Annotated in this window: 1 protein-coding gene; it reads right to left on the bottom strand. The window is 71.2% G+C overall.

Translation table 11 applies throughout. The features are described from left to right. Window positions 1-170 precede the first annotated feature (170 nt). Window positions 171-1,211, bottom strand: a complete 1,041-nt coding sequence (locus STRIP9103_RS35655) for an NUDIX hydrolase (RefSeq protein WP_009330301.1) — start codon at window positions 1,209-1,211, stop codon at window positions 171-173. Window positions 1,212-1,291: the final 80 nt, after the last annotated feature.

The following is a 1,291-nucleotide window of genomic DNA, read 5'->3' as shown; positions in this document are numbered from 1 at the left end:
TCGGTGACGGAGGCGCTGTTCCTGCGCAACTACGCGGCGAGCTGAGCGCACCCGGCGCCGCTGCGGCACCGCGCCTCGAAAGGGGCGCGGAGCTGTGACACATGCGGCTCCGCCGCGTGGGCGCGCTCAGCCGCAGACGGCCCGCGGTCGCCCACGGAATTCGCCACGCGTCACACCGGCACCCCGGCCTCCAAATACAGCGCGGCGCCCCGCTCCCGCGCCCGCAGCGCCCACCGCAACCGTTCGTACCGCACCGGCGGCAGCAGGTCCGCGGCCTCCTCCTCCGTGACGAAGCGCCAGTCGCGGAGCTCGGGGCCGGGCAGGACGGGCCGCTGGGAGCCGGTGGTGTCGATGTGCCCGCCGTCGAAGAGGAGGCGCAGTCCGCCGTATCCGGGGGGTGCGGGCGACTCCCAGTCCACGACCAGCAGCCGCGGCACGGCGTCCAGTCGTATGCCGGTCTCCTCGATGACCTCGCGCATACCCGCGCGGGCCGGCGCCTCGCCGGATTCCACGACGCCGCCGGGGAACTCCCAGCCGGCCTTGTACGTCGGATCGACGAGGAGCACACGGTCGTGCTCGTCGAACAGCAACACCCCCGCGGCCACGGTCTCGGCGGTCGGCTCGGGGGTCTGCACGATGTCGCACACGGGCACGTCCCCGTCGCGTACGGCGTCGACGATGCGCCGTGCGGTCTCGTACGGGGTGAGGGCGCTGGTGTCGACGAGATGGGCGTCGGCGGTGAGCCAGCCGCTCAGGGCGGCGCGGTAGGGGGCGAGGTGGTCGTACGCCCATTGACGCAGCCGCATCTCGCCGTCGGGAAGGTCGGGTGGTATCTCCCGCCCGGCTATTCGCTCCCGCAGTATCGTTTCGGCCGGTGCCAGGAGAAGATGCCGTACGGAAATGCGGCGGGCGGCGAGGCCGCCGAAGATCTCGTCGCGGTACTCCTGGCGGAGCAGGGTCATGGGGACAACGAGGATGCCGCCCAGCTCGGCGAGCAGGGCGGCGGCGGTGTCGATCACGAGCCGTCGCCAGCTCGGCAGGTCCTGGAAGTCGCCGACCTCTGCGAGGCGTTTGGCCGGCAGCATGTGTGTCAGTGCGCCGCCGATGACCTCGGGGTCGAAGAGCGTGCTGTTCGGGATCAGTTCGATCAGTTCCCGTGCGGTGGTCGTCTTCCCCGCACCGAACGCGCCGTTGATCCAAACGACGGTCACGGTTCCCCCTCTTCTGTTGACCCCCTGAGGCTTGCCCTCCACCCTGCCGGGGAAACCAGCCAGTGGCGAGGAGTCGAAAA

This window comes from Streptomyces ipomoeae 91-03 (assembly GCF_000317595.1).
In the GTDB taxonomy this organism is placed as follows: domain Bacteria; phylum Actinomycetota; class Actinomycetes; order Streptomycetales; family Streptomycetaceae; genus Streptomyces; species Streptomyces ipomoeae.
Note: the sequence above shows the minus strand (reverse complement) of the source record. Positions and strands in the feature narration are given on the sequence as shown.